Source organism: Bacillus sp. DWP3-1 (genome assembly GCF_049896565.1).
Classification (GTDB): domain Bacteria; phylum Bacillota; class Bacilli; order Bacillales; family Bacillaceae; genus Bacillus.
On sequence record NZ_JAFCUN010000005.1, the window covers coordinates 277,410 to 303,138 of the forward strand.

The 25,729-nt window shown below is 39.7% G+C and carries 18 protein-coding genes, 1 pseudogene and 2 other annotated features; of the genes and pseudogenes, 14 read left to right on the plus strand and 5 right to left on the minus strand.

Annotated features, from left to right (window positions below):
- Positions 1 to 7: 7 nt before the first annotated feature.
- Positions 8 to 1,129 (minus strand): radical SAM/CxCxxxxC motif protein YfkAB, encoded by a 1,122-nt coding sequence (gene yfkAB, locus ACP7A0_RS13145; protein WP_106157084.1) that lies wholly within the window; start codon positions 1,127 to 1,129, stop codon positions 8 to 10.
- 146 nt (positions 1,130 to 1,275) lie between these two features.
- On the opposite strand from yfkAB, the gene ACP7A0_RS13150 reads away from it, so the two are divergent.
- Together ACP7A0_RS13150 and pdaA are read left to right on the plus strand one after the other, a co-directional pair.
- Entirely contained in the window at positions 1,276 to 1,467 is a 192-nt protein-coding gene (locus tag ACP7A0_RS13150; protein ID WP_044139757.1) for an SE1561 family protein, read from the plus strand.
- A gap of 101 nt (positions 1,468 to 1,568) precedes the next feature.
- Complete coding sequence (gene pdaA, locus ACP7A0_RS13155) at positions 1,569 to 2,360, plus strand: delta-lactam-biosynthetic de-N-acetylase (protein ID WP_426005437.1); 792 nt, start codon at positions 1,569 to 1,571, stop codon at positions 2,358 to 2,360.
- A 34-nt stretch (positions 2,361 to 2,394) separates the two neighbouring features.
- On the opposite strand, the gene ACP7A0_RS13160 is transcribed toward pdaA, so the two are convergent.
- The 3 genes from ACP7A0_RS13160 to ACP7A0_RS13170 all read right to left on the minus strand — a co-directional run bounded on the left by ACP7A0_RS13160 (position 2,395) and on the right by ACP7A0_RS13170 (position 4,517).
- A complete protein-coding gene (locus ACP7A0_RS13160) occupies positions 2,395 to 2,886 on the minus strand; it encodes a DUF2716 domain-containing protein (RefSeq protein WP_127686803.1) in 492 nt (163 codons plus the stop codon).
- Positions 2,887 to 2,918: 32 nt separating this feature from the next.
- Positions 2,919 to 3,878, minus strand: a complete 960-nt coding sequence (gene corA / locus ACP7A0_RS13165; RefSeq protein ID WP_426005439.1) for a magnesium/cobalt transporter CorA — start codon at positions 3,876 to 3,878, stop codon at positions 2,919 to 2,921.
- Between the two features lie 132 nt (positions 3,879 to 4,010).
- A complete protein-coding gene (locus tag ACP7A0_RS13170) occupies positions 4,011 to 4,517 on the minus strand; it encodes a hypothetical protein (protein WP_034665101.1) in 507 nt (168 codons plus the stop codon).
- A gap of 432 nt (positions 4,518 to 4,949) precedes the next feature.
- Here ACP7A0_RS13170 and ACP7A0_RS13175 point away from each other — a divergent pair, with 432 nt between their 5' ends.
- The 11 genes and pseudogenes from ACP7A0_RS13175 (at position 4,950) to ACP7A0_RS13225 (ending at position 17,305) form a co-directional block, all read left to right on the plus strand.
- Positions 4,950 to 5,819 carry a DNA-3-methyladenine glycosylase family protein gene (locus ACP7A0_RS13175; RefSeq protein ID WP_282067439.1) on the plus strand — a complete coding sequence of 290 codons (870 nt, stop codon included), beginning with the start codon at positions 4,950 to 4,952 and terminating at the stop codon, positions 5,817 to 5,819.
- 102 nt (positions 5,820 to 5,921) lie between these two features.
- Positions 5,922 to 7,307, plus strand: coding sequence for a 23S rRNA (uracil(1939)-C(5))-methyltransferase RlmD (gene rlmD / locus ACP7A0_RS13180; protein WP_106039439.1), 1,386 nt, complete (start codon positions 5,922 to 5,924; stop codon positions 7,305 to 7,307).
- A 134-nt stretch (positions 7,308 to 7,441) separates the two neighbouring features.
- The gene (locus tag ACP7A0_RS13185; protein ID WP_106031330.1) at positions 7,442 to 7,852 is read left to right on the plus strand and encodes a DUF6508 domain-containing protein; all 411 of its coding nucleotides are present in this window, start codon (positions 7,442 to 7,444) and stop codon (positions 7,850 to 7,852) included.
- Between the two features lie 216 nt (positions 7,853 to 8,068).
- Positions 8,069 to 8,896, plus strand: coding sequence for a MerR family transcriptional regulator (locus ACP7A0_RS13190; RefSeq protein WP_426005443.1), 828 nt, complete (start codon positions 8,069 to 8,071; stop codon positions 8,894 to 8,896).
- 26 nt (positions 8,897 to 8,922) lie between these two features.
- Positions 8,923 to 10,110: an MFS transporter gene (locus tag ACP7A0_RS13195; RefSeq protein ID WP_426005445.1), complete on the plus strand. Its 1,188-nt coding sequence runs from the start codon at positions 8,923 to 8,925 to the stop codon at positions 10,108 to 10,110.
- 191 nt (positions 10,111 to 10,301) lie between these two features.
- Positions 10,302 to 11,125, plus strand: a pseudogene (locus ACP7A0_RS13200) (DNA alkylation repair protein).
- A gap of 119 nt (positions 11,126 to 11,244) precedes the next feature.
- Positions 11,245 to 12,006, plus strand: a complete 762-nt coding sequence (locus ACP7A0_RS13205; RefSeq protein ID WP_260335879.1) for an HNH endonuclease — start codon at positions 11,245 to 11,247, stop codon at positions 12,004 to 12,006.
- Positions 12,007 to 12,184: 178 nt separating this feature from the next.
- Positions 12,185 to 12,407, plus strand: a binding site (T-box leader).
- Positions 12,408 to 12,444: 37 nt separating this feature from the next.
- Positions 12,445 to 12,669 (plus strand) — a binding site (T-box leader).
- Positions 12,670 to 12,719: 50 nt separating this feature from the next.
- A complete protein-coding gene (gene thrS / locus ACP7A0_RS13210) occupies positions 12,720 to 14,642 on the plus strand; it encodes a threonine--tRNA ligase (protein ID WP_426005448.1) in 1,923 nt (640 codons plus the stop codon).
- Positions 14,643 to 14,815: 173 nt separating this feature from the next.
- The gene (locus tag ACP7A0_RS13215; RefSeq protein WP_340875594.1) at positions 14,816 to 15,382 is read left to right on the plus strand and encodes a hypothetical protein; all 567 of its coding nucleotides are present in this window, start codon (positions 14,816 to 14,818) and stop codon (positions 15,380 to 15,382) included.
- A gap of 17 nt (positions 15,383 to 15,399) precedes the next feature.
- Positions 15,400 to 16,692 carry a hypothetical protein gene (locus ACP7A0_RS13220; RefSeq protein ID WP_346266246.1) on the plus strand — a complete coding sequence of 431 codons (1,293 nt, stop codon included), beginning with the start codon at positions 15,400 to 15,402 and terminating at the stop codon, positions 16,690 to 16,692.
- Between the two features lie 331 nt (positions 16,693 to 17,023).
- Complete coding sequence (locus tag ACP7A0_RS13225) at positions 17,024 to 17,305, plus strand: hypothetical protein (RefSeq protein ID WP_003217864.1); 282 nt, start codon at positions 17,024 to 17,026, stop codon at positions 17,303 to 17,305.
- Between the two features lie 54 nt (positions 17,306 to 17,359).
- Here ACP7A0_RS13225 and ACP7A0_RS13230 read toward each other — a convergent pair whose 3' ends face one another.
- Positions 17,360 to 18,868, minus strand: a complete 1,509-nt coding sequence (locus ACP7A0_RS13230) for a helix-turn-helix domain-containing protein (RefSeq protein WP_426005451.1) — start codon at positions 18,866 to 18,868, stop codon at positions 17,360 to 17,362.
- A 688-nt stretch (positions 18,869 to 19,556) separates the two neighbouring features.
- Between ACP7A0_RS13230 and ACP7A0_RS13235 the strand changes: the two genes are divergently transcribed.
- A complete protein-coding gene (locus tag ACP7A0_RS13235; RefSeq protein ID WP_426005453.1) occupies positions 19,557 to 25,709 on the plus strand; it encodes a SpaA isopeptide-forming pilin-related protein in 6,153 nt (2,050 codons plus the stop codon).
- Positions 25,710 to 25,729: the final 20 nt, after the last annotated feature.

A 25,729-nucleotide genomic window follows, 5' to 3' on the forward strand; every position in this document is an offset into this window, starting at 1 on the left:
CTATAGGTTACCCCCTGGCTGTACGAGAAGTAAAATCAACATCTTGATAATAGCTGTTTTTCACAAGAACATTCGGACCGAGGCATTGTACGCTTGGACAATGGCAATTCAGCTCTTTTGCTAATTTTGTGTCCATCCAGCGTGAATAAGCAGATTGCAATGTATCAGTAGCAATGTTTCCAAGCGGCGGTGTATCGCCAAAGTCTGTCACAATAATATTCCCATCAAAAATATTCACATTCAAACGTGAGCGGCCGTCAGGGTCATTTCGTACCGTGACATGTTTCTCCTGACGCAATCGCTTGAGGAGGCGCTGATCTTCTTCATCTGTGCTGCAAGAATAAAATGGCAGGGTGCCAAACAGCATCCATGTGTCTTGATCACGAATATCAAGCAGCTGATGAATCGCATCACGCATTTGCGGAAGCGTCAATGATTCAAGGGCGCTGGCAAAATCACTTGGGTACATTGGGTGAACTTCGTGGCGCTGGCATTTCATTTCCTCCACGATTTGCCGGTGGATGTGTTCAATATATGGAAGCGTGCGCTTATTCAGCATGGTTTCAGCAGATACGGTAACACCTGCTTTGACAAGTGCCCGGCTATTTTCAATCATGCGGTTAAATAATTTCTCGCGCTGCTCAAAGGTTGGTTTTCTGTCCATCATCGCAAAACCGACCGTTGCAAACTCTTCGACAGTTCCCCAGTTATGTGAGATGTGAAGGACATCTAAGTATGGAATAATTTCTTCATATCGCGCCAAATCAAGTGTTAAGTTTGAATTGATCTGTGTACGGACGCCGCGTTCATGGGCATATTTTAATAAAGGGACGACATATTCCCGCACAGATTTGAGAGAAAGCATAGGCTCTCCGCCTGTAATACTAATTGAGCGCAGGAGCGGAACTTCATCTAAACGGCGAAGTAACAAATCAAGCGGCAGTGCATGTGGGTCTTTCGGCTGCAAAGTATAGCCAACCGCACAGTGCTCACATCTCATGTTACACAACGTCGTTGTCGTAAATTCAATATTTGTCAGCTTCATTTCTCCGTAATCCTGCACATCGAGATAGGCTTCCCAAGGGTCATATGCAGGTGTAATCGGACGAAGTGCTGTTTTTTGGTTCATGGTATCTATCTCCTTTTCATTCGGGCAAACGTGGACCCGCCAACAGTTAATTTTAAGCCCCATCACCGTTATACGCAAGTGGGGTTTCATTGATTTACAAGGGAAAAAAAGATAAGCTAGAAACAAATGCTAAAGGGAGTGTATCTATGGGCAAGGCAGCAGACAGCAAAGAGCAGCAGGTTGATTATTTAAAGAACCGATTAGATATGTTTATGAATGTGATTGATTCATTAGATCCTGAATCAACAGATGTTGAGGATATAGACAGACTGATCCAGATGATTGACGACCTAGAAGCGAAATATGAACGGTTTAAAAGCGATTGGAAGGAAGAATAGCTCGCGCAGTGCGGGCTTTTTTCTTTAATTTGGCAAGTGAATCAGTGTATGAGTCTCGGTCTTATTCTGCACAATAGAAGAAAAACCGGGAAGTGACGTAAATGAAAAAATACATGCTCATCTGTTTATGTGCGCTTTTTGTATCCATGCCTCTCTCAGAAGCGGAAGCCGTGTCTAATAAGCCCGTCCATTGGGGATTTGCGAAAAGCAAAGAACACAAGCCAGCAGATGCGGGTAAAGAATTGAACGTCCTTTTAAAAAAGTATGATGCCTTTTATTTAGGAAACACGAAAAAGAAAGAGATTTATTTTACCTTCGACAATGGCTATGAAAATGGGTATACGCCGAAGATCTTAGATGTGCTGAAAAAACATCAAGTACCAGGCACCTTTTTTGTGACAGGGCACTTTGTAAAGGATCAGCCTGAGCTCGTCAAACGGATGGCAGAGGAAGGTCATATCATTGGCAACCACTCCTATCACCATCCAGATTTAACAACAAAGAGTACGAAAGAAATCAAAGAAGAGCTGGACCGTGTCAATGAAGCCGTGTACAAAATCACTGGAAAACAAGACAACCTCTATCTTCGTCCGCCGCGCGGTGTATTCAGTGAAAGAGTGCTGAAGGAAACAAAAAAGCTCGGCTACCAAACCGTTTTCTGGTCAGTAGCGTTTGTGGACTGGCATATTCATCATCAAAAAGGAAAACAGTATGCCTACGATCAAATGATGAAGCAGGCGCACCCAGGTGCCATTTACTTACTTCATACCGTCTCAAGGGACAATGCCGAGGCATTGGATGATGCCATCACGGCTCTGAAAAAACAAGGATATTCCTTTAAAAGCCTAGACGATCTCATGCTTGAAAAAGTATGGCATCTGCCTCAGCTATAGAAAAAAGCTTGCAGAAGACCTGCGAGCTTTTTCTTTATCCTTCTCTTATTTTACGCTGAAACAAAATCGGGTGATGATTCGTAAAAGAGTCAATCAAGCCCTCACCGAAAATCGTGATTGTTTGCTCCCAAGGATGTCCTAGCAAGCCCCAATGCATCTCTTTTGATAAAAAGAAATCATAATCCCCGTTAGGAAGCACAGGGACTCTCCATTCCCCAATTTCATCTTTTTCAAATGACCCGTATGGTGTGATCCAGTAGCATTCGTGCTGCCAATCGAGTGCCAGCATATATTCGTCTGTTCTCATATGCTCCTGAAAAGCAAGTAACGCTTTCTCTTCAAGGTCTTCCTCCGCATGTAGAAGGGAAGGGTCCTCAAAATAAACAGAGATATCATATGTAATATAAGGAGATGGTACGTGGAATGAGGGAAAACGAGAGATGCTTGGATTAAATTTGAAATCTCGATAGAACGTCTTCCATACCAGCCTTAGTTCTTGATGAGTCAATGGAATCCAGTTTTCCACCTTAACCGCCCCCAAGCTATTCTCTCAACAAATTATTTGAAAATGCGGAACCACCCTTTATGCTTAAACCACAAAAGCATACCCGAGACGAGCAGACCCATGAAAATCAGCACCCCAAAATAGCCATACTTCCAGTGTAATTCAGGCATGTTGTCAAAGTTCATCCCGTACACCCCAACAATAAAGGTCAGTGGAATAAAAATGGTCGACACAATGGTCAATGTCATCATGATTGCATTCATTCGATTGGAATTCAGCGTCTGATAGCTGTCTCGTAAATCGGCCGTCATATCACGGTTTGACTCGACGATCTCGGTTAGTTTCAAAAGGTGATCATAAATATCATTGAAATATGCTTGCCGGTTCGTATCGCTTCTCATCGTATTTGTGTTGACAATACGATATAAAAGGTCCCTCATCGGGATAATCGTTCTTCGCAGCTTGAGCAAATCGGATCGAATTCCGAATACTTCGTTCATCAGCGTTCCATATGTTTTATGACCTTCTTCATCCTCAATTTCATTCAGCCTGTCCTCAATTTGATAAATAATAGGGAAATAATCATCGACAAGCTGATCAATCAGCATATAAGCAATATGCTCAGGTCCGCTATTTCGGGTTTTATCAGATTCTTTGAGCTTTCGAATGACACGGTCAATGTATGGCGCCTCCTTCAAATGAAAGGTCACGATATAATTGTCACCAACAAACAGATCGATTTCCTCAGATCGAAGCGTCTTTTGATTCAGGGCATGAAGCACGAAAAATAAATACCCTTCATAAAAATCAAGCTTCGGCCGCTGTAAATAATGGAAGCAATCCTCAATCGCAAGCGGATGGAACTGAAAGTATTCCTTCAAAAGCGCTGCTTCCTTTTCCGTTGGCGCATGGAAATCAATCCAGTACCAGGCGATATCGGGGCTTGAAAGCTGCTGTAATGTTGCATGTTCAATCAAGTCGCCGTTTTTTGTCACTGCAATTTTTTTCAGCATGTGCACCCCTCCAGACTTGCATTATATCATGAAGCAGCACCGGTGAACTTATACGTGTTCTGCATAAAAAAGCCGATCTCATTACTGAGATCGGTCCAATGTGCGTGTATGATTGATGGATAAAACCGAGAATTAAGGACGACGGAAGTTGACGAAACCACCGTTGCGGTCGAACCAGCCTCTAAACGCCCAGTTGATGTAGCCACCGTCACCTTTGTTTGTGAAAGATCCATTTTCAAATACCCAAACTCCGTAAGTAATGCTTCCGTATTTCACAGTAGCAAACGTTTTGACTCCGTTGAAACGAGTCTCATAACCTTGGCTTAAGTTAAATACCATGACATTGTATTTTGAGCCCGCAGCATAGAAAGCAGACTCCATTAGTCCTTTGACAAAGCCTTCACGGTTTGTGTTAGCATTTGCAGCATTGATTAATGCATTAGCTATACCAAGTACGTCAAAGTTAATATTAACGTTTCCTGCGGTTGTAGATGCTTTACTTTCAGCAGCTTTGTTTAAAACAGTTTGCTGAACAGTAGTTGAAACTGGAGTAGTTTTTTGTTCAGCAGCGTCAGCGAATACTGGTAGTGTCGAAGAAACAGCAGTGGCAAGGGCAACAGAAAGAATGGTTTTTTTCATTGGTCGGATCTCCTTTGTTTTTAAATTTTGGGTCTTTCTTTTCGTAAAAAGTGAAACTAGGTGAAGCCGGTTATCAATGAGGTAAAATATGGTCCTGCAAGATAAAACAAATGATTGCCTAATCAGCTAATTCCTTTGTTCACCTCCTTGATATGTCATAATTATACAAATGTTTTCGGAATAGAAGATATCACCCAGAGGTTCTATTTCTAATTTAAGGTAAATAATCCTAAAATATTGAAGGGTGCTGTCGAATTTTAGCTGAATTCGACTAAAAATGTTACTTCATCCAAAAGGAAAATGACCGTAAATAAGGAAGATATAACTGATAAATTCTTGTACTCTTTAAGTTTAAAAGTATTCAATATAGAGAATCATTCATGCAAAGTGAAACAATCGCATCTGCGTGTTTGCAGAAAGGAAGAGGAAAACATGTGGGAAAAAGAGCTGGTGGTGGAGCCGCCGTATCATTTCGATCAAGTGCTCAGACGCTTATCAAGTGATCCATTAAAAGCAGTCGATTTGAATAAACGAGAAATCAAAGTACCAATTAGGTTAGAACAAAAACCATACGTTGTCGTCGTTCAAGCCACCGGAACAAAAGAAGCGCCCACGTTTCGGGTGAAAGGAAACGGTCCAGAGGAACCTCTCATATGTGAGGTGAAACGGATATTTGGAATGGAGCATCAATTAGACGCTGTGCATGAGCATTTTTCTCAAACGAATTTAGCGTCCATATTTGAGCGTCATGTCGGGACACCGCTCATGCTGGATTTTCATTTATATCATTGTTTGATGAAATGCATCATTCATCAGCAGCTCAATCTGGCGTTTGCTTATGAGCTCACGAAACGGTTTGTTCATACGTACGGTGAGCAAATAGAAGGTGTTTGGTTTGATCCTTTACCGGAAGCCATCGCCTCACTTGAAACAGAGGATTTGAGAAAGCTCCAATTTAGTCAGCGGAAAGCGGAATATGTCATCGATGTATCGAAGCGAATTGTGAGCGGCTCTCTTTGTTTAGAAGAATTACACGATTTAACTGATCTGGAGGTGGAAGAACGTCTGCTTCCGATTAGAGGGATTGGACCTTGGACAGTTCAAAATGTGCTCATGAATGGACTTGGAAGACCAAATCTCTTTCCGATGGCAGATATCGGTATTCAAAACGCCATCAAGCGGCACTTTGACCTGCCTGAAAAGCCGACAAAAGAAGAAATGGCAGCATTAAGCAAGGAGTGGACCCCGTATTTAAGCTACGCTTCTTTATATTTATGGAGAAGCATTGAGACAGATAAATAAATGAAAGGGATTTTCTCTCTTTGTCCAAGTCATGATATACTAATGAGATGGAATAAAATGAAGACAACCTATCAAGGGTTCAGATAGAACGGAGAGAATGAAGTGAAGGAAAAACAGCAAGGTGCCCTTTTACAAAAGGGACAGCAGTTCCCGCTTACCATTAAACGCCTTGGCATTAATGGGGAAGGGGTCGGTTATTTTAAAAAGCAAGTGGTCTTTGTCCCGGGTGCGCTTCCAGGCGAAGAAGTGGTTGTGGAAGCAACGAATGTCCAAGCAAAATATGCAGAAGGTACGGTTAGAAAAGTCCGAAAGCGCTCCGAGCATCGAGTGAAACCGCCATGCCCAGTATACGAGCAGTGCGGAGGCTGTCAGCTACAGCATTTGGCATACGAGCAGCAGCTAAAGGAAAAACGAGATATTGTCATTCAATCAATAGAACGACATACGAAGCTATCAGTTGAAAAACTAGATATTCGACCAACGATCGGTATGGAAGATCCGTGGCACTACCGGAACAAAAGCCAGTTCCAAGTAGGGCGTTCTCACAGCGGTGACATCATTGCTGGACTTTACGGACTGAACTCTCATAAGCTTGTACCGATCAAGGAATGTATCGTGCAGCATCCAAATACGAACAAAACAACGGGCGTTGTCCGCAAAATCTTAGAGAAATTCGGTGTATCGGTCTACAATGAACGGACGAGAAAAGGCGACGTACGCTCAATTGTTGTGCGTGTCGGTTTTGAAACAGGTGAAGTACAGGTCGTTCTAGTCACATCAAATCCTGAATTTCCAAAGAAAAAAGAAATCGCCGAAGCCATTCAAAAACGTCTGCCAGAAGTGACGTCCATTATGCACAATGTCAACGGTGAAAAAACGTCGGTCATCTTTGGCCATAAGACATCTCACCTAGCTGGCAACATGGTCATTCAAGAATTTTTAGGAGACGTCTCCTTTGAACTGAGTGCACGTGCTTTCTTCCAATTGAATCCGAAGCAAACGCTAAAGCTTTACGACGAAGCGAAAAAAGCGGCCAAACTGACTGGCAAAGAAAAGGTTGTCGATGCATATTGCGGCGTTGGAACCATTGGTATGTGGCTCTCAGATGGTGCAAAAGAAGTAAGAGGAATGGATGTCATCAAAGAATCGATTGATGATGCCAAGAAAAATGCCAAAAAACACGGCATGAAAAACGCGACCTATGTGACAGGAACAGCTGAACACTGGCTGCCAAAATGGGTCAAAGAAGGCTTCCGTCCTGACGTCATCGTCGTGGACCCGCCAAGAACAGGCTGCGAGCGCACCTTCTTAGACACTGTCAAACAAGTCAAACCAAAACGCCTTGTCTACGTCTCTTGCAACCCATCAACATTAGCAAAAGACCTCGAATACATGTCAAAAGACTACAAAATCGAATACATGCAGCCAGTCGATATGTTTCCGCAAACGGCGCATGTGGAGACAGTTGTATCAATGGTTAGAGTATAAAAAGTGAAGTGAATAAAGACTGTCCGTGATTTGAATACTGGTGTCTAGCTGGTAGGATGATCACGGATTTTTTTATACTGATCCATAGGTGTCGATCAGAGTAAACCATATAAAGGAGATAGAGGAGGATGAAAATGAGTCAATTCGATATTCTAACAAAATACATACCGCTGCTTCAGGAAGATCATATTGGAGAATGGGTAATCGATCAAGAAAATGATGGAACAGCTGAACGCCCAATTCAGATGCCCTTTGTGAATTATTCCGAAACGGTTCGTCACTTGATCGAAGATGTTTATACCTTTGCAAAACAACATCAAGAGCTGGAGCTTACCCGCTACAGAGAGATCCTCAAAGAAAATGGGATTGAAGGTGGACCGAACGATATGGAGAATGTGGACATTTCAAATTTAAATGCGCAGTGTGTGCTTGCTCTCATGATGGGGGTTGTAAGAGCCGAACGGTTTAGCGAGGGTGCCATATTCAATTTCTTTAAAAGTGGAGATATTGTAAAGTGCCTGAAAAGATTGGATTGTTTGGGGTAAATGAATAAATTCAAGGGGTGATGGCATGTGCTCCGCTCTTATCAGAAAGCATTCTTTTAAAAGTGAATCGAAAACCTTCGTTTTAGGCACTATTTGAAAATAGTGCTTTTTTGTTTCTACTGAAGCGAATCGACATTTTTAAATTCTTCAGTTGACCTTCCCCTTTACTGAAAGGTTTATACTTTGATCAGATCAACAAAACGGAGGAGATGCAGGATGTTCAAGATCGGCGATTTTTCTATGTTAAGTAAAGTGCCTGTTAAAACCTTAAGATATTATGACCAAATTGATTTATTAAAGCCTAAGCAGATTGATCAAGATTCGGGATACCGATATTACTCAGCTGAGCAGCTGCTTGAGGTCAATCGAATTTTTCTGTACAAGGAATTGGGCTTTACGTTAAAGCAAATGGCTCAGCTTCTTCGGGAAGATATTTCGGTAGAGCAGATTCAGGGCATGTTTCTGCTGAAAGAAAGTGAGATTCAGCAATTGATCGAGAGAGAACAACAGAAATTAGCGCGTATTAAGGAGCGGATGCACCTCATTAAACGAGAGGGGTGTGTTGAAAAAGAACAGGAGGTCATTATCAAATCTGTTGAAAGCAAAAGCATCATGTCTTTTCAATCCAACGGAACTGTTGACGAAATTCCTTCATTCTTTCAAACGTTTCATCATTTATTACTTAAAATTCAACAAGAATCGATCTCGGGACCACAAGTGGTGCTGTGGAGGGAATCATTCGAAAAAGAAAGTGAGTTCGAATTTGAGGTGGGGTATTCCGTCAAATCGTTAAGGGGCACTCTTCCTCAAGGAATCAAGATACGTACGTTACCTGCAGAAGAAACAATGGCGACACTGTTATTTCATTCACATTCTCCATCCGCACAAACTGCTTGTATTGACCTGGCGACATGGATTGAAAATAACGGATACCGCGTGAAAGAAGACCAGCCGGGCCGAGAGATTTATTACCCTTTGTCTGAAAATGAAGAAGGCAGACTCATTGAAATTCAAATTCCTATTATAGATGAAATCAAATCGTAAACATTGCCCAAAGGAGAAACGTCACGATGAAAAACAAAGCCGTTGTCTATTTACTTGCTTTAGCAGCCTTTTTAATTGGAACGATTGAATATATCATTACAGGCATTATCCAGATGGTCGCAGATGATTTACATGTCACGACGTCTGCTGCTGGATTATTGGTCACGTCTTTAGCGCTCTCAGCAGCCATCGGCGCACCGATTGTCATTGCACTGACGATCAATATGGACCGCAGAAAAATATTATCATGGATGCTGATCATTTTTATTTTAAGTAATTTCATCACAAGTGTCAGCCATTCGTTTGAAATGGTGATGATGACAAGGATTTTACAAGGAATCAGTGGGGGGACGGCTATTGTAGTGGCAATGGCTGTTGCGACTCGTCTTGTAGAACGTGAAAAAAGAGGAACAGCCATTGGCATCATTTTAATGGGATTAAGCAGCTCCTTGGTTTTAGGTGTTCCAATCGGGACATTTCTAAGCAGTATGATCGGATGGAAAGCATTATTCGCAACCATTGGATTGATCACGCTTATTCCGCTGATTGTTGTGTATAGGCGAATTCCCTCTATGAAAGAACAAGAACCGGTGACACTTGGTATGCAATTATCGATTTTAAAAGATAAGCGAATATTACTTGCGGTGGCAGTGACGCTATTCTATGTAGGTGGATATTCCACGTTATTTACCTATTTAACGCCCTTCCTGCAAGCATCAGCAAACCTTAGCATCACAGAAATCAGTGGCATTTTATTACTAGCTGGAATATGCAGCTTTTTGGGCTCCAGCCTTGGAGGGATTGCAGCAGATAAAAAGGGCCCAATATTCACGATTTTCTCTGGAATCATTCTGCAAATCATCATGCTCATGCTGCTAGCATTTGTCACAGGGAATCTCGTGGTCATGGTGGCTGTCATCATGATATGGATGATCGCTACATGGAGCACATCACCAGCTCAGCAGCTATATCTTGTAACACTTGTACCAAAATCTCCTGATATCGCATTAAGTGTCAATACATCATTTATTCAATTCGGATTTGCCTTAGGCTCTGGTGTAGGAGGGATTGTGTTAAGCGAAACATCTATATTAAACCTAAGCTGGATCAGTGCTGGAACCGTTTTTCTCTCTTTACTCATGACCATTCTAATGGTGGCGTTTGACCGATTTTCTCAGCATAAGAGTTTGAAGGTGATCGAACAAGGAAGCTAACTTAAATTCAATTATGTATGGAAGGGACTACTTATTTCGGATAGTTCCTTTTTGATTTGAAGAATGCACCAGTGAAATTGTTTATTTGCTACAATAGGAGTCAATATCCAAAGATTAAGGGCATCAACAAATTTCTTTTAAAAACGATGAATGTCTAACAAAAGAACTGCTAGACGAGGAGAGAAAATAGAATGCAAATAAGTGAGGATATCATCAATCGAAAAGGCGCTCGAAAGGGGACTGATATCCCTCGTGACGTCTGGACCCTTTTGAATCAGGGAGAGATCGAAAGTGTGAATTTAACTGAATGGCTGGCTGTCAATCATATGACGCTAATACAGCATGTTTTGCCGTCCGTTGGTTTTGACCATTATATAGACGATATTTCATCTGAGATCACTAAACAAAAAGCTGAATCAGGAATGAAAGCAATTCGTCTCATCGGTCAATTGTTAGATGAAGTGCTACACAAAGAGAATGAGGAAAAACAAGCGGAAGTACTACAGGCATTTGCTCACCACGTATCTGATAGCGTTCGCTGTTGGGCTGCTTATATGAACAAACAACACTTATCAACTCTGGAAGAGAAACTTGCGTACATTCAGCCATTTGCAGCTGATCATCATTTTGGTGTACGAGAAGGATGTCAGTGAGAGAAAGCCTCAGTCATCAGCTTGATCAAAGTATAGAATATTTAACAGAATGGGCAAAAAGCGGGGATGAAAATATTCGCCGGTTCTCTGTAGAGTCGATCCGTCCTAGAGGGGTATGGACAAAGCATATTGAGTTATTAAAACAAGAGCCAGAGAGGGCACTGCCTATTCTAAATTTACTCAAATCCGATCCATCAACATATGTTCAAGATTCTGTAGGAAACTGGCTCAATGACTCTAGTAAAACACAGCCAAATTGGGTAACAAACCTGTGCGACCAGTGGTCAAAGGATTCTGATACAAAAGCAACTAGCAGAATTGTTAAGAAAGCCAAGAGAACGATTGTGAAGGGGAATTTGTGAATAAGAATATGAATTGAAATTTCTTTATAATACAAAATTCATATTATTTCTGCTGACTAACTCTAAAAATAATATTCATTTATAAAGAAAACAATATACAGAGAGAGTGAATAGTACCATTGATGAATCAAGATACTTTTGCTGAATGGTTAAGAACTTATGCAAATATAAAACCATACTCTATAGGAAGATACTCTAAAGCTATTGGTACAATATCATTAGAATTAAGAGATTATGGATTACAGAGTTTTAATTTATTTACTTTAACTGATACTGCCTTTATCGATGCAATTCTTGATAATTCTGAGTTTAAAAAGAAGAATGAAAAAGGACATAGGATGTATAGTGTAGCTTTAAATCATTTTAAAAAATACATTGAGTATTATTATGCTTCAGAGTTACAAGCAGAACTATTTAAAGAGGAGCAGGAGTTTGAAAAATACCTAATAGGAAATTCTGCTGATATCAGTAGTGTTGATATTGAGGATAAGCCAAAAAATAAGCCTAAACATAGATTAGTGAATAATAAAAAGGTATGGCGTAGAAATCCTAAATATGCAAGTGGAGCTATAGCCGATGCAAACTATTTATGTGAGTTTGACAATCAACACAAGCATTTTATTTCTAAGTTTAATGGAGAGAATTATGTAGAGGCTCACCACTTAATACCAATGCAATATCAAGACCAATTTGATAAAAGTTTAGACATCCATGCTAATATTGTTTCAATTTGTTTAGTCTGTCATAAAAAAATCCATTATGGACGATTTGAGGACAAGAAAGAAATATTAGATAAACTATTTAACAGTAGGATACAAAGACTTATTAAAGGTGGAATAGATATAGAAATTTCACAGTTATACTCTTACTATCAGGATTAAGGAATCTAAGGAAATTATTTCTGGCTTAATTATTCCTACAGCAAAATAGGATGCTAACAGACAAAATTTAATTAATGTCAAAAATCACCCAACATATCATTTAAAGAATGAATTTCAATTGCTCTGCACAAAATAAAGCTTTACATGTTCTATCATCATCATGTAAGATATGGAGAAATTAAAAGCGAAGAAAAGGACATGAGCCATTTTTACTGGTTACCAGAGAGGGAAGTCACGCTGAAATCTTCCTAACGCAGAAAAGTGTCTTACCACCTTTGAGCTGTATTGGGGAAATCATAGTATCCAATATCGTCTACGCCACGTTACGGCACCAGAGCCATAAAGCGAATACGCGTTATGGGAATTTGGGTGGAACCACGGATCACACATTCGTCCCTCTATGAGGGATGGGTGTGTTTTTTTGTTCACTCCTATATCATCATTGCTTTGAAAAGGACATGAGCAGCTTTTATCGGTTACTAGAGAGGGAAGTCACGCTGAAATCTTCCTAACGCAGAAAAGTTGTCTTACCACCTTTGAGCTGTATTGGGGAAAATTGAAGTATCCAATACCGACTATGCCACGTTACGGCACCAGAGCCATAAAGCGAAAATGCGTTATGGGAATTTGGGTGGAACCACGGATTACACATTCGTCCCTTTATGAGGGATGGGTGTGTTTTTTTATATCAAAAAATGAAAGGTGTGTCAGTCATGAAAGAAAACATGGTGAAGATTCAATTTCCAGATGGAAAGATAAAGGAGTTTTCTGCAGGTACGACTGTCGCAGGTGTTGCCTCCCATATTAGCCCGAGTTTAAGGAAAAAAGCAGTGGCAGGAAAGATCAATGATCAATTGGTCGATTTAAGTCACCAGCTGGACAGCGATGCTGGGCTGTCTATTGTCACACTCGATTCAAAAGAAGGGCTTGAAGTGCTGCGCCATACATCTGCACACGTATTAGCCCAAGCGGTGAAAAGGTTATATGACAATGTCACACTTGGAATCGGACCTGTCATCGAAAATGGATTTTACTATGATATGAAGCTAAATCAAACATTAAGCGTAGAGGATTTGGCAGAGATTGAAAAAGAGATGGAAAAGATCATAAACGAGAATCATCTCATCCAAAGAAAGGAGGTCTCTTACAAAGAAGCTGAATCGTTGTTTGCACATGATCCATATAAGCTGGAGATTTTAAAACGACTCCCATCTGAAGAAGCCATCACAGTGTATCAGCAGGGTGAATTTATCGACTTATGCCGCGGGCCTCATTTACCTTCTACTGGGTTCGTAAAGTCATTTAAACTAACACGTGTTGCAGGTGCTTATTGGCGGGGTGACAGTCATCAAGATGTATTGCAGCGAGTGTATGGTGTAGCGTTTCAACATCCAAAATATCTAGCTGAGTATCTTCATTTCATGGAAGAAGCAAACAAGCGTGATCACCGGAAATTAGGGAAACAATTATCTCTGTTCATGTTTTCGGAAGAAGCGCCAGGTATGCCGTTTTATTTACCAAAAGGTCAGCTTGTCAAAAATGAATTAATGGCTTTTTCTAGAGAAGTGCGAGGCAAAGCGCAATATGAAGAAGTGAGCACACCGTTTATGATGAACCAAGAGCTTTGGGAAAAGTCGGGACATTGGGATCATTATCATGAAAATATGTATTTCTCAGAAGTAGACCATACAAGCTTTGCTTTAAAGCCTATGAATTGTCCAGGACATATGCTCATGTTTAAAAACAGCTTATTTCCATACAGAGACCTTCCGATCAGGATGGCTGAGTTTGGTCAGGTGCATCGTCATGAATTTAGCGGAGCATTAAATGGATTGTTCAGGGTCAGAACATTTTGCCAAGATGATGCCCATATTTTTTTGAGAGAAGATCAAATTGAAGCTGAAATCAAACGGATTTTCCAATTAGTTGATCATGTGTATCGGACATTTGGGTTTGAGTACTCTGTGGAACTATCCACTCGTCCTGAAAAAGCGTTAGGCGATGATGCCATTTGGGATATCTCTGAATCAGCGCTAAAGAATGTGCTTGATCGACTAAAAGTCGATTATCAGCTAAATGAAGGAGATGGGGCATTTTATGGCCCGAAAATCGATTTTCATATAAAAGATGCCTTGCAGCGGAGCCATCAGTGCGCCACAATTCAGTTAGATTTTCAAATGCCTGAGAAATTTGATTTAACATATATCAATGAAAAGAATGAAAAGGTACGGCCAGTTGTCATTCATAGTGCCATTTTCGGTTCTCTGGATCGTTTCCTTGGCATTCTCATCGAGCATTTTGCAGGCGCCTTCCCGTTATGGCTGGCACCAGTACAAGTACAAATCATCCCTGTCTCAACGGTTCACCTTGATCACTGCCTTGAGGTGCAGCAGCAATTAAGAAAGATCGGAATAAGAGTGACAATCGATGAACGGGATGAAAAACTCGGCTATAAAATGAGAGAAGCACAAATGCAAAAAATCCCTTATATCGCTGTCATTGGCGATACAGAAATGGAAGAAAAAACACTGAACATCAGACAGCATGGAGAAAAGACATCTAGACAGCTGTCTGTTGATGACTTTAAACACCTGGCAGCTCAACAAATAAAAGACAGAACAGCTGCTCAAATATGATGTGCTGATTTCATGAAGAAAGATAAGACGTTCATTGAATGATGGGCGTCTTTTCATTTGCGAAAAAAGCCGAATTGACAGTAGAAAGGGAAAATATTGAAACATTTTTTCGGTAAAATCGTAATAAAGATAGAGCGTTCAACAGAAACATTTAAAACGGAGAGGAGTATTACATGGAACAAGCTGCACTGAAAAAGATGAGGACGAAACAAATAGCTGTCTCTAATTTAATAGCCGCTATCATAATCGTCGCTTTTTTTATGTTGATCCAAATTGTTGAAATTCGATTTACACATTTCTTTCTTTGTTTAGGAATTTTAATGCTCCTTCAAAGCATTTATGGTTTTATTAAAAAAGGATCAACAAAGTCTTTCATTCCAATTTTCGAGCAGATAGCTATTTATGAAAAAGAAAAATTGGGGAAAGAGTGGGAGAAAGAACAGAAGATGGATAATGTTTGGAAACTGATATTGAGTGGGCTTATGTTCTTTCAGTCTTTTAGCTTCCAAGATGTATCGAACCCATTCTTTGATATCCAACCTTTATTTCTACTTTTCTTATTGATTATGGCTCTAGCTCTTATCAATATAAGCATGCTTTTTCGCTTTAGAAAAATCGACCGATCGACTGATGGAGAATTAACAGGCTATACAAAAGAGTCAAACATAATGGGAATTGCTTTAGGATTCTTGTTAGTAATCATCATCTTCATCTTTATCGTTATTTTTGTTCTTCCATAAAACTTAACCAATTTGAGGTGAAACCATTGAATGCAAACATACAACAATTGATTGATCAGACAAAGGCGAAATTTGGCTTAGATCTTTATCATCTAAAAAGACACAGCTTTCATCGTTACGTCAACATGTTTAATGAAACGATTTATACATTCAATATGGAATGGTTCCCCTCTCATGAAACGGAACCTGAGGACGACGATTTAAACCCAGACGGCACAGCCGTTATTGAAGTGAATTTGAATACGGGACAGGTGGAAACAGTTATTTTTGTCATGGACAAAACCTATGCGCAGCATGGTGTCACATTTAAGAGACCATATCCAGCTCATGTCATTCAATGGATCGAACAAGAAACAGGGTTGATCTATGGTGAGCATTTTCACATGCATCAGAAGGAGAAAGGGGGACTTTTTTTCGAAGAAGCAATAGATGGTGTGAAAGTGACGCCTTCAGGCAGAATTGAGGTGAAATGGGATGAACATGGACAGCTCATGTACTTTACACACCACGGACCATTTTTAGCCAAAACATTACTGAGAGCTGAGGAATATGTGCTTTCTATTGATAAGCTGGAGAACTTAGCCGAGCAGCAAGTGCAGCAGTTTCAATGGCCTTCCTTCGAGCACAATCGAATTCGAACAATTTATGCATTAGAAGAAATCTATGTCAAGAACGATGGAACAGGAACTATACCGTTTGAAATTGGGCGTGAAGAAACACTTTGTATACACATGAATGAGATCATTGAATGGAATGAACCGTTAAACAAAGCCTTTGAAAAAAAGGAAATGAATATCCATGAGGACATTTCAGCTGAACAAGCTTTCTCATTGGAGCCTTCACCGGATACCATCCCGATATCAAAAGAAGAGCAAACTGAGTGTATAAAAGCAGTCCGAACCTTTTTGGCGCAAAAATATTCAAAGGATACAGGAAAGTGGGTTCTGAAAACACTCCATCGTGATCATGGATACATCCATGCGATATTAAAAACGAACGGGCAAGAAGGCAGTGGATTTATGGACAAGATCAAGGTCTTCATTGATGCCAGCTCGTTTGAAGCCGTTAATTACATAGATAAAAAAGAAATGTTTCAAGTGTGCGGGATACTGAGTCCCTCTCAAGCGGCAAGTGAAATTACTGTATCTCAGAAAGAAGCCTTTGAAAAATTGAGAGAACGTCTTGAACTGACACCTATCTACGTCTATGACGAAGCGCAAAAACAATATGTTCTATGCGGAAAGCTCGATTGCCATGATGGTGTTGATGCAGAGAGCGGCGAAGTGTTTTCTTTGAAAGACCTCTCATAATGTCTGAAAGAACAGTGAGGAGCTGTTCTTTTTTGTCTCATTGCACCAATTTTTTGAAGAAATTTGGAATTTTGTAGCAGGAAGTTGTCGTTTCATCACGAAAGAAACAGATAAGAATATGATCATAGGTCCATCGGTTGGAATATAGTAGACGTCATACATAGTAAACACTCCTGACAGTAAAGTTGAGCTACAATGCTTTTTGAAGAAAAATGAAATCGTGTCTCTAGTAGTATACGACATTTGGTGGACTGACATCATAGGATGACTTGAACACGTTTGTTTTTAGGTAAGCTTGAAGCCATGATAGAAGAAAGTGAGGATATCTACCTTGAGTACATTGGAAGTGTTTCGTCAGTTTTTGGTTGACCATTATCCTGCGTTACAAGATGAACTTTGGCTGAAAGATGTTGATACCCTTCGAATCTCTCCTATTCTTCATCCTTTTCTGAAAAGCAAGCTGCCAGAGGGGATCGAAAAATTCACTTGTGTACTATTCACGCAGCAGACAGATCAAACGGCTGCACCGCTCAAAGTATACCTTCTATTAGATGAATATGAGCAATCACTTTATGCCATTGATTTGATGAATGAACAAATCGTGCTTCATTAATACAGAAGCAAAAAGCTGCTTGAGAAGCTCTCAAGCAGCTTTTTTTGATGAACATTAGTCGATTATATCAACCAATCTTCGGTTCAAGTTGTCCAATTCTTTCTTTGTTGGAAAAGAGCTGATCAGCAGCGTATATCGTCCAAATTGAATAGGGAGCTCGGTATCGGTCACGATCATATCAATCCCAAGTTGATCCATCGTTACATCATTTAATGTATTTTCTGGACTTGTAAAAGTGTGAATGAGAGGAGGCACGCTTAATTTAATTAAATCTGCTATAAACAAACTATGATAATAGCCTAATGTTGAAATAACAAATATGTTCAACACGTTTCTTCGCTCCATTTCAAATTGAACAAGCCCTCTCCAGGTAGACGTAATGATACGGATCAATTCCCGTTCATTTTTCACAAAAGAAGCGAGTATATCGTCTGTTTTTAACTCTTGGATGATATGAGTAATCCTCGAATAGAAGTAAGGAAGCTGCTCTTTCACCTCTGATAAATAACTCGATTTCTTTTTGAAAAGGAATCCATCTCTCACGGTAATTTCCTTAGAATACACATAATATTGGAGAAGAATCAGTGTCATCACCTTGCGATTAGCCACCTCTTGATGATAAATCAACTCCAATTGATTGATAAATGAATGAATGGCTTCAAAGAGGTGTGGTGTATGCGATTGAAAGAACGTCAACTTTTCTTCGACAGATTCAATTGATTTAAAGTGGCCAATAGCTGGTTCGATCAATAGTAAAAAGACAAATTCGTGATGATCCAGTGTAATACCAAAAATGTCCTTTGTCATTTGGCAAATGTGCTCTTCCCAGTTTTTAATTTGATTATAGATACCTTTGGCTGTAGAGGTCTGTTTTTCTTCATTCATCGAGTACGTATAATTGCGTCGTATGGTAAAATTTTTCCTCACTCGGTGAATGGAAACACCGAGCCACAGGCAGTATTTATCTATAGCCACATCTGGTACATTGACTTCGAGCACCTGAAATAGCTCTTGTAATAAATCAACTGCGTCTTGCTTTTGAATATCATCGAATGGCCAAAGCCGGCTTCCATACACTTCAAACAAAAACTCAACAAAGAATTGACGAATCTCCTTCTCATTCCCATGGAACTGCATACTATCTGGGCGTAACTCGATGTCATAGGATGTAAGGATCGAATTGATTTTATGAATGGTGTTATACAATGTGGATCTACTAATATTAAGCGTGTCCATCCATTCATAGAAAGACCTGTTTTGTTCGAAAAAAATGCCGTCAATCAATCGAATTTCAATCGTATCTTTTAAAATTTCTTTGATATAGTAGTCTACTCGTATCGTCTGTGTATAACAAATGGATATGCCTTGTCTTGGCTTTATGTGGATTAACGGCTCTCCATTCTCTGTTTTGAACGATTTCATTTGTTCTAAATCGCTTTGAATGGCACGAACCGAACCGATATGTTCATTCGATATTTCTTGAAGGCTCCACCACTTATTTTTGGATACAAGCAGTTTTAAAATTTTTATCCATCTCTTTGATTTATTATCAATGAGCTCCATCAAACAACTAACTCCTTCCCTTGGCTTGCCTCTATATTATGAAGTTCACTTAAAGAACATTTGATTCTCAAAATAGGCATGAAATGATTGTAATGTTTAGGCTAAATCGTTTTGTCTTCACTTTTGATGATAAAAGAGAAAAAAATTAGACGAAAACAAATGTTATGCGCTGATTCTCCATATTTTTCTTTTAAAAGGTGATAAGTAAGCCATGAATCCTATAAAAATGGATCATTTTAGATATTTTGTTTATTTTTTTGCTGTTGAAACGGTAAATGTAAGAATAAAACGGAGAAGCTTTTTGATTACCATATGAAAGGGAGTAGAAAGGAATGCGATCTATATGATGCTGAACTGTCTCACCATACATACCATATGATACATGCTTGTTTCATATGAATGAACCATATGTGAATATATGATTATATAAGCATGTAAACATCATTTATTGTTCATTCCAGTATAAATAGAAAATTCACATTTATTTTTTCATGATCCCTCTCACTATTCCCCATTTCTATAGACCCCTATCCAGTTACTATATCCACTACTCAAGATTGATCATCTCATTTTATTCATAGGGTCTTAAGGTGCAATTTTTAGAAAATATTTGATTAGAAACGGAGTGGTTTATCAGACAAGATACAAATGGTTTTTTATCGTTGTTGAAAATTAATTTTAGAAAAGGGTGGATGTATTGAAAAGAATATTGTCATTGGCTCTCATCGCGGTGTTAGTCATACAGTCTAGTATATTAGGAATCTTGCCTCTGGCAGGGGCACAAGCCAAAGAAAGCCAAGAAAACATTTATGGGGATATTGAGTTTGCTGATAGCGAAGGAAACAAGTTATCAAACATGGAAGATCAGCAAGTAAGAAAGGCCACTGTCCATTGGTCTATAAAAGGAATTGATCTAAAAAAGCAATATCCGTATGTTCTCTCTCTTCCTTCAGCCATTCAGGTAGAGAAGGAGCAGAATGAACCAATTATTGTCAATGAAGTATCTGTTGGAGAGTATACCGTTTCAAAACAAAATGAAGTGACGGTCATATTTAAAGAAGATGTTGAGCTTGATCCAAATTTAGAAGGAGCAATAGACATCGATGTCACTAGTATATCTGAGCAAAAAGAGAAAACAAAGCAAAACGAGCGTAAAGAAAGCCTTCCAAAAGATGACACAATCTCAACTGAGAAAGACAAAGCAGCTAAGAATCAAGAAGCCGCTCAAACGAAACAAAGCGATGAGGATGAATTACTAAAAAACAAAGTGAGCATATCTAAGCGTGTAGGGCTGCAAAGTGTTTCAAAACAAATGCTGATACAAGAAAATCTCCTCACTGATGCGAAATTGATATTTGAAGATCAGGAAGGAAATTCAGTTGATAGGCCTGATATCAACTCGCTGATTTCCATTAACTATAAGTGGGCCATCCCGAATGGGCATAGCTATAATGGCGGTGATGAATTCCATTTCAAGGTTCCAGAGGAATTAGTGATTTACGAAAAAATCGATCGTCTCGAGATGAAATTTAATCAAGCAACCATTGGTTATTTTTCTGTAGATGAAAGTGGAAATGCCTCCATCGAATTCACTGACTTTATCAAACAATATTCAAATATCCATGGAACACTTCAAGTGTGGACGCAATTAGATAAAAAAACTGTCATTACTGAAGAAAAAGAAGTGGTCATTACTCCAATTGAAGGCAAAGATACGGTATCGATCCCGATTCAATACCTTCCAAATGGCCCAAATGTCTCTAAAAAGGGAAAACCCAATCGATCTTACAATGCTGAAACCATTCAATGGACAGTCGATTTTAATATGGACTTAGACGATGTGAAACAAGCGAGACTGTTAGATCCGATTCAAGAAGGTCAAGCGTTAAAAAAAGATTCAATCAAGCTTTACCGTGTTGATACAAAGCTAAATGGTGAAACCTCGCTTGGTCAGCTGCTTGACGAAAACCACTACACCATCGGCCAAACAGCAGATGGTCAAGATTTCACGATTGAATTTAAAGATGACGTGCATCTAGCTTACCGTTTAATGTATGAAACGGACATGACGAATCAAGATCAGTCTGCGTTTCGTAATAAAGCGTCCCTTGTCTCTGCTGATAAAGTGATTAGTTCAGCAGAAGGAACAGTGAATGTGACTAGAGGCAGCCCTTTAAATAAAAAAGCCGCCCACTACGACCCAGTCACACAGACGATTACCTGGGAAATTCGTTATAACTATAACGAAAAAACAATTGCTAAAAAGGATGCTTTGTTAGAAGACTTCTTTAATGGCACACAGGCGCTGATATCCGATTCATTTCAAGTCAAGGAAGTCACAATTGATCAGGATGGCAAAGAATCAGGAACAAAAGCGTTTGGAAATTATGTGGTTCAACCTCAAAAAAAGGATGAACAGAACGGGTTTACCTTGCAATTCAGTCAAGATATTCAATCGGCTTATCTCATCACATATCAAACAAAAGCAACCGAGCGGATTTTTGAAGCTGAAGAGATTATCAATACTGTAACAGCTGGCAAAGAGAGCAAACAAGGGAAGCAAAGAATTGACCAACAAATCCTAACGAAAAATCATGGAACACCGAATTACAAAAACAAGACCATTCCATGGCGTATCATCTTCAACAAAGATCAACAAACCATGAACAACCTGATATTAAAAGATACGTTTACAAACGAAGGATTGACGCTGCAAAAAGATAGTTTAAAAGTGACGACAGGAAATACAGTGCTTGAAGAAGGCACAGATTATCAAATAGTTGAACATGCAAATGGATTTGATATTCAATTTACGAAAGAAATAAAGACAGAACATGTAGTCACATATACAACGTCTTTTGATTATGAAAAAAGAGCAGATAAAGATCAAAAGAACTTGCGTAATCATGTAAAGCTTGAATGGGTAAATGAAGATGGCAAGGAATTGACGAAGGAAAATCAGTCTGTCTTCACGCCTGACACATACACGCAGTCAAATGGGTTCAAGAACGGAACATATGATGCAAAGAAAAAAGAGATCACCTGGAATATCGGTGTGAACTATAACTTGAAACATTTAGAAGAGGCGAAAATCGAGGATTTCATTCAAGGAAATCAGCGTTTGCTTAAAGATTCAATCACCATCTACTCGCTTGATTTACATGGCGGGGAAAATGGAGCAGAAGAAAAAGAGGTATTAGCGAAAGAACATTATGACATCAAATTCCTTGAAAATGAAAAGGGAGAATCAGGCTTCGAAGTCATTTTCAAAAATGCCATTGATTCCCCATACAAAATCACGTATCAAACAAGTGTTGAAGGAATGGATTTAGTACAGAAAACCTACGAAAATAAAGCGGCCCTTTATGATGGAAAGACGAAAGAATCAGATGTGAACGCTGTAGTGTCCATTCCAAATGGAGGGAAATACACGAGCAAATCAGGAAATCAGCAAGGGAAAGTTATTGATTGGAAACTGAATATCAATTTTGGTCAATCAACAGTCCAAGATGCGACGATTATAGACCATCCGAGCAGTAACCAAGCCATAATAGAAAACTCATTTCATCTCTATTCGACGACAATAGATGAAAAGGGGCAAGTGACCAAAAAGGAAGAGCTGGAAAAAGGGAAGGATTATGAGCTAGACCTTGAATTCGATCCAGACTCTTTTCAAATCAAATTTAAAGAAGACATCACCAGACCATATATTTTAGAATATCAATCTCTCATTTTAGATAAGGTGGGAAGTACACTTCAAAACGAAGTAACGTTTAGAGGTGAAAATGTAAAAGAAATAAAAAAGGAATCCGAAGCCTCAATTGTGGTAAAACGCACCGCTGGCATGGGAGATGGCACGGGAGCGATTGGCGCTTTAACCATTAAAAAGGTAGATGCGAGTAGTGGAAAAGTGCTAAAAGGAGCAAGCTTTTCTCTGACAGATGCTGCGAGCGGTATCGTCATTGGAACAAAGGCAACAGATGAAGAAGGAGCTCTTCGATTTGATCGTCTCTTGTATGGTGACTATATAGTGACAGAGGTGAAAGCACCTGATGGTTATATGAAGACCAAAGAACCGATCCATGTAACGATTGATCAGCCTTACGAATCAGGAGATCAAGCGAAAACAGGAAATAGCATGACGGTGCAGAACCAAGAAATCCGCCAGCATGTCAAGTTAACAAAAAAAGACAAAGAGACGGGTGCAGCATTAGAAAATGCAGAATTTGAACTAAGAAATGAATCTGGAGATACCGTCCAAACCCATTTGAAAACGGATGAAAAAGGAGAAATTCTTTTCAAACATCTTGAGCCAGGTTCCTATTATTTCGTTGAGACAAACGCACCGAAAGGCTATCAATTAAATCAGCAAAAATGGCCGTTCACAATTAAAGAGAATCAAACAGAAACAACGACTGTAACCGCAGTAAATGACATGATAAAAGGCTCTGCAGAATTGAGCAAAATAGGCGAAGGCGGAGAGAGACTAGAAGGTGCACAATTCAAGCTCTTAGATCAAGATGGGCATGAGCTAAATGATTCGATTGTCACAGGAGAAAATGGCAAGATCACGATAAACGAACTAAGACCGGGTACGTATCAGCTCATTGAAACAAAAGCACCTGATGGTTATGTATTAGATGAAACGCCAATCAAATTTGAAGTACCACTCGATCCAAAGGAACCGGTCATCATTTCGAAAAAGAACCTCTATGAAACAAGTGCATTAGAAGTGATGAAAGAAGGAGAAGATGGCAAGAAGCTTCAAGGTGTTCGATTTGAAATCACGGATCAAAATGACGAAGTTGTACGTAAAGATTTGACAACAGATGAAAATGGGAAGCTTTTGGTCGACAACCTCAAACCGGGCAAATATCAGCTCGTGGAGACAGAGAGTATTGATGGTTACCAAAAGAAAAATAAACCTTATCCTTTTACCATCGAAATCGCACAAAAAACTCAGGCAGAGATCAAAGTAATCAATGATCTTAAAACTGGAGCTGTCCAGCTCACGAAGCTCGGTGAAAAGAATGATGTGCTTAAAGGAGCAGAATTCAAGCTTTTAGATGCAAATGGAAAAGAGATTGAAACGGGTCTCGTCTCAGATCAGAACGGGCAGATCACAATCAGCGATCTTAAACCTGGAACCTATCAGTTTGTTGAAACGAAGGCTCCATTCGGTCATGAGCTTGACGAAACACCTGTCACTTTTGCTATTCCATTTAACCCACAGAAGCTGGTCAGTGTCACAAAAGAAAATAGCCGCACAACAGGCGGAGTGCTGTTGCACAAAAAAGGCGAAGATGGGAAATCTTTAGAAGGGGTTGTCTTTGATCTATCTGATGCTAAAGGAAAGATAGTGGCAGGAGGAGAAGGGATAACAACCAATCAGGATGGAAAAATCACCTTCACAGGTCTAAAACCTGGAACCTATCAATTTGTTGAAAGAAAGAGTCTTGAAGGCTATGAATTGAATGCGAAACCACTTGTCTTTCAAGTTGAATTAGGTCAAAAAAAGTTGATTCAAGTGGAGGCAATCAATCAGCTCAAGAAAGGTTCTGTAGAACTAACAAAAATAGGGGAAGAAAAAGAAAGATTGAAAGGTGCAGAATTTACACTTTTCAATGACAATGGTAAAGAATTGATGTCAGGTTTAACAACCAACGAGAAAGGCATCATCACTGTAAACGATTTGAAACCAGGCGCTTACCAATTGGTTGAAACGAAAGCACCTTTTGGACATAAACTAGATGCAGAACCAGTAGACTTTAAGATTGATTTCAACCCAAATCAACTGGTGAAAGTGACAAAAGAAAATATTCGGACGACAAGTGCTGTGAAGCTTCAGAAAAAAGGGGAGGATGGACAGTTGCTCGCTGGGGTGACCTTTGACCTGATTGATGAGCATGATCAGCGTATTCAGAAAGACTTAAAGACAGACAAAAACGGTCAACTGACAGTCGATCAACTGAAACCAGGAACCTATCAATTTGTCGAAACAGCAAGCATTGCCGGCTATGAATTGGATCAGACACCTGTCTCATTTATGATTCGTTTAGGTCAAGACAAACCAGCAAAAGTAGAAATGATCAACAAACTGACGCCGGGGGCAGTGGAACTGACCAAAGTGGATGATGAGGGATATACGCTGGAAAATGCAGAGTTTGCTCTTCTGAGTAAAGAAGGGAAAACGTTGAAGACATCACTTGTAACGGACCAAAAAGGAAAGCTCCACATCAACCATCTAAAACCGGGAGAATATCAATTCGTTGAAACGAAAGCACCTCACGGCTATCAATTGGATGATCAGCCGATCCCGTTTACAATTGAGAAAAATCAGCAGAAGCCACTTCAATTAACAGCGAAGAATCACTTGATCTTAGGAAGTCTGCGTATCATAAAGGTAGACCAGCAGACAGATAGAACCTTAAAAGGTGCAGCCTTTGACATTCGTACAAAAGCTGGGAAAACCATAAAATCTGTGACAACAGGAAAAGACGGAGAAGCCATTGTAAAAGGGCTTAAACCTGGTGAGTATATACTCACAGAGACGAAAGCTCCAAATGGTTATGTAGCTTTAAAGAAACCGCTCATCTTTACAATTCAAATGGGAGAAGTGGAGATCAAGACAATGATTGTGAAAAATGCACCAGTGAAGAATGAAGAGGAACACACGAATCCTCCAGCCTCATCTAAATGGGATCAATATCCGCCTCATGACTCAAACGGTGAGCTGCCAAAGACTGGAGAAGAATGGCTGCGTTATTTGATGTATGCAGGGATTTTACTAGTAGCTTCTGGAACTGTTCTTCTTGTTGTCAGAAGAAGAACCATTCAGTAAAAGGAAGGAACGAGTGTATT

Bases quoted from the DNA above. Each gene is read 5' to 3' on its own strand.
- yfkAB (WP_106157084.1), bottom strand. From the start codon at position 1,129: ATGAACCAAAAAACAGCACTTCGTCCGATTACACCTGCATATGACCCT.
- ACP7A0_RS13150 (WP_044139757.1), top strand. From the start codon at position 1,276: ATGGGCAAGGCAGCAGACAGCAAAGAGCAGCAGGTTGATTATTTAAAG.
- pdaA (WP_426005437.1), top strand. From the start codon at position 1,569: ATGAAAAAATACATGCTCATCTGTTTATGTGCGCTTTTTGTATCCATG.
- corA (WP_426005439.1), bottom strand. From the start codon at position 3,878: ATGCTGAAAAAAATTGCAGTGACAAAAAACGGCGACTTGATTGAACAT.
- ACP7A0_RS13170 (WP_034665101.1), bottom strand. From the start codon at position 4,517: ATGAAAAAAACCATTCTTTCTGTTGCCCTTGCCACTGCTGTTTCTTCG.
- ACP7A0_RS13175 (WP_282067439.1), top strand. From the start codon at position 4,950: ATGTGGGAAAAAGAGCTGGTGGTGGAGCCGCCGTATCATTTCGATCAA.
- ACP7A0_RS13185 (WP_106031330.1), top strand. From the start codon at position 7,442: ATGAGTCAATTCGATATTCTAACAAAATACATACCGCTGCTTCAGGAA.
- ACP7A0_RS13190 (WP_426005443.1), top strand. From the start codon at position 8,069: ATGTTCAAGATCGGCGATTTTTCTATGTTAAGTAAAGTGCCTGTTAAA.
- ACP7A0_RS13195 (WP_426005445.1), top strand. From the start codon at position 8,923: ATGAAAAACAAAGCCGTTGTCTATTTACTTGCTTTAGCAGCCTTTTTA.
- thrS (WP_426005448.1), top strand. From the start codon at position 12,720: ATGAAAGAAAACATGGTGAAGATTCAATTTCCAGATGGAAAGATAAAG.
- ACP7A0_RS13215 (WP_340875594.1), top strand. From the start codon at position 14,816: ATGGAACAAGCTGCACTGAAAAAGATGAGGACGAAACAAATAGCTGTC.
- ACP7A0_RS13230 (WP_426005451.1), bottom strand. From the start codon at position 18,868: ATGGAGCTCATTGATAATAAATCAAAGAGATGGATAAAAATTTTAAAA.